The 4,185-nt window shown below is 63.9% G+C and carries 2 protein-coding genes; both read right to left on the reverse strand.

Annotation, left to right across the window (positions count from 1 at the left end):
* Positions 1 to 3,338 (reverse strand): RHS repeat domain-containing protein (locus AC1DT2_RS16860; RefSeq protein WP_477297608.1); only part of this gene is annotated, 3,338 nt, incomplete at its 3' end.
* A gap of 197 nt (positions 3,339 to 3,535) precedes the next feature.
* A partial coding sequence (locus AC1DT2_RS16865) for a hypothetical protein (RefSeq protein WP_477297610.1) occupies positions 3,536 to 4,185 on the reverse strand: 650 nt, incomplete at its 5' end.

Genomic DNA, 4,185 nt, shown 5'->3' on the forward strand with positions numbered 1-4,185 from the left:
GAACCATCCTTGGGACCGTGCATRCCGGCACAGGAATACGCGGCAAGGCGATCGCGAAGATCATAAATGAATGTCTCGTCGCGCACGCTGCCGTCGCGAACGAGTTGGCGCGTCGAGAGCTTGCCGGCCGCGGTGTAGGCCTGTGAAAGCGATTGCACGGCGACATCCGTTCCGCTTCGTGCCGTCACCACGCGGCTCACCTCCCGGTCCTGCTCGTCGAACGACGCGTGGACGTCCATCGACCGGGCTCCGTCACGGCTCTGGCTTAACGTGCGATGCGCCCGGGAGAAAGCGTCATAGCCCACGTCGACACTCATGTCGCCGTTTTCCATGCGGACGAAACGTCCGAGCTCATCGTAGATAAGCCTGTGTGGATCTCCGTTGACGTCCGTGTACTCTGTCGGCACACCCCGCAGCGAGTAGCGGTACGAGCAACCTCGCTCACCGACCACGCCCTCGTGCTGGAATGTCTCCGCGGACACGCGACCCGATGCGTCGTACTCGATCGTGTGTCGACCCAGCCCATTCGTGACCGAGAGGGTCTCACCTGTCCTCGTGTCGTAGGTGAAGGCAGTCACGCCATCGGCGCCGATGGCTTCGAGCATGGCATCACCAAGGTGCGCCTGGTGACGGAACGCCACCGTCTCACCGGAGGGCAGCGTCATGCTGTCCGGCTTCGCCGAGACAGGCCCTTCGAAGTGATACGTCGTCTTCCTTGGTCCCGCGAGGAGCGAGGTGCGGCGTGCCAGTCCGTCGTAGGCCTGCTCGCCCAGCAGGATGGCTTCCGGCCCCAGGGAGGCATGCTGAATCCATATGGCGACGGCGAGAGCGTCACCGGTATAGGCGGCATAGTCCGTCGTGATGACCGCACCGTCCGGCCGAATGGTTTCGATGAGCCGGTCGAAGTCGTCGTAGCGGTAGTGCGAGACGCGGTCGGGCTCACCCGGCGCCACGACGACATCGCTTACCAGTCGATCGAGGCCGTCATAACTCGCGTGCTGCGAAAGACACACGTTGCCATCGGCATCCAGCGTGTCAGTACGCGCCGGCTTGCCACTGGTCGTCTGCGTGATGCGGGTACGGCCGCTGCGCACCCTCCCCTCGGGTCCTTCGACCTCCTGCCAACGCTCGGCCACACCGTCGACCGGATCGACGACGTGGTAGCCGATCACACCGTCGGCGCCGTGGATTTCCTTGACGTTATCCCATCCATCGTAGACGTACCTCGTGGTCGTCTCCACGACGTCCTCCGTCGTGGAAACAATCGCGTCGGCCGCATAGGGCGGAGCGACCGAAGCGATCGGTAGCCGGCTGTCCGTCACCGTTTCGCCGACCTTGCGGCCCATGCCATCGAAGCTGGCCCGCCATATGTCGCGCTCGGGGAGGTCATTTTCCGCGTTGATCGCCAGAACGCGCAGGGCCGTCCCGAAGCCATCCAGTTCGGTCGCGGTCTCCTGCCCCGTCACACTACGTTTGACGATGCGGGCGCCGGAGGCTGCCAGCACGAAGGTCGTCGATGTCGTCGCCGCCCAGTCCGAATCCGCCGCCACGGTTTCGGCGACCTGACGGCCGAGTGCGTCGTGGGAGTAACGCATGACCACGCCGCCGGGCGACCGATCCATGACGGGAAGTCCGCTCAGGTACGACCGTGCCGTCACCGATGTCGCGTGCTGGCTATCCTGGCCGTTGCTCGCGGTCTTGTGGCTTGTCGTCGTCAACACCGGAACGTCGCGACCGGACGCGTCCCTCGTGATAGCCGAATCATCGTAGGCGTGATCGACGCTGCTTTCGACGCCTCCATGGCGCGAAACCAGGCGCTCCAAGCGACCATGATCGGGACCGCGGTCCCCGATGAAATACTGCGACGTTTTGYCGAGCTCGACCTCCGTACCGTCGCCATGGACGGTATAGAGCGTCTCGGTCCACGGCACGATGTGTATCGAGGCTCCGACGACACGGGAGGGAAGCTCCTTGTAGGTATAACGTGTCAGGCGCACCGGGCCGTCGGTTCCGGCGGGGGGATCGACGCGTTTCTCGCGCAGGAAACGCACGAAGCCCAGCGGGTCCACGGGACACAGTCCCGGCTCGCCTTTGGCAGGAAAGTAGTCGTAGACCTCGGTCGCACCGCGTTCGTCGGTGGCTTCGAGCACATTGCCGTGCGCGTCATAGCGAGTCTTCCTCGCCATCTCACGGAAGCGCCGGGTGCCGGCGTTGGAGCGGTCGGCGGGGGTCTCCCGGTAGTACAGGGTCCGCACCTCCACGGGTAGCTGGCACCAGGACTGCTGGTCTTCGAACGAGATTGCCGGGTCTTCGTCGTAAGTCGTGATCACTTCCTTCACGCAGCCATCCTGCACGYTGCGCTCGCTGGTGAGCAGGTGAAAGCGATTGAATACCCGTTCCACGGTGCGCACAGGCGCGAGATCGTCGTAGTGCGTCTCGATCGAGCTGTACTCGTATCGCCGTCCTGGTTCGGCGACGATCCGGTACAAATTGTCCTTGTCGTTCAGCCAGTCGTCTACCGCACCGTACCCGAAGAAGTTCTGCTCCGAGTACGCGTAGTGCGTCCTCATCACCGGCTGCTCATGGCCCGGATCCCTCCGGTACTCGATCACGACCGGCATATGACTCAGCGGACGCTCCGCGCCGCCCGGCAATACGTGGCCCTCCAGCTTGTAGTCGACCTCTTCGCGGCCGCCCGTCGGTACCGTGACGCTCTTGAGCAAGAGCACAGCTGCCTCGCCCTGGTAGTCGAATGACCAGCTTTCGCCATAGCCCTCTGGTAGCGCCAACCGCACCAGCCTGTCGTTGTTGAAGTGCAGGGTGAAGGCGGCGGCCTGGGCGCCCTCCGGATGCAGGGTCAACACCGTGGCATCTATCTCGTAGTCCACCGTCAGCAACACTCGCCCGGTGCCATCCCACACACGGTGTAGCCGCGCGATGCCATTGGGCGCGGTCTGCTCGAAGGTGACCGGGTAGCCCTCGGGTGAGCGCACTTCGTACAACATCGCGACACCGTCGCTACCCTTGTTCTCTTTGCGTCCCAGGATGACCCGCAACCATTCGGACGTTCCCGACTTGTGCACGATCACATAGTCGTCCGGGCCGCGTTGCAGGAGGTCGAACGTGCGTAGCTTCCGATCCTTGAACGTCGCTACGCCGCCGACAAACGCGTCCACCATGAACGACTCGCCGCTGGACAACGACAACCGGCGACGGCGCGTGTCGTAGCGTGTCGTCGTCAATGACCAGCCCACGCCAAAACCCTCGTCGATCGGGTTGAGCGCACTGAAGCTCAGACCGAAGTTGGCCGCAGGGCCRCACAGGTTGTTCGCCGCCACGCCGGGCARRCTSAYCGAACASGARTACATGCCCGTGCGCGGGTCTACGCCKGYGYTCACCGCRCTSAGGAARTTGWAKGCGTTCGAGTGGATGCCGCCCGCGCCGGCCACGGGCTCGTGCGCCGCCGGCGTCGCCACGCTGGCGTGGCGCTCGATGTTGCGGCGGTTTGACTTGGATCGCGTGATCTCTTCCATCGTCAGCTGAACCTGCGAAAATGAGTCACCGAGCCGTTCGCCTCCRCGCGAACCCGTTCGGGCATGGGCGAGCCGACAGGCGTCGAAAAATACGGCGACGGGCTACGCTCTCCTGGAAAGCCGGCCCTGTTCATCGTGTCGATATGGGAAAGTGCCGAAGGCKACCTGCTGTTGCTGTCGCCAAACGCGGACTGGCTCGGCGAGGCAGATCGGACCTTCTTATTTGCCGTACTCACGGGGTCCACGACGCGTGTCGAGTTAGCCTTGGACAGAGGCCAGCTCGCCCTTCTAGGCAACTCCGCGGCGAGCTCTCCACTCGAATTAGCCGCCCTCGGACTTGCGAGCACCTCCAGCACTTTCAACCGGAACGCTTGCAGCTCTTCTGCCTGCCCTGCCGTCTCAGCAGCCACTTTGGCGACGCTCCTCGAACCGTTCCCATATAAGAATCTCCCGAGCGCTTTTGCTGCTGGCTTGATCGCCCCCGCATCGGCAAGGAAGCCGAGCGCACCACCAAAAAATCCCAGTGCCCCGGCCAGTTCCTCATCCCCCTCGCTTTCTGCCCAAGCGGCTCCGAACTCGAGGAACACGGATACGCCGCCCCCAACAGCGACAAGCGAATGCCCCCACTGGACGAGTGTCGCCGCCGCAACCG

It is taken from the genome of Luteibacter sp. P4_E6 (genome assembly GCF_056401535.1).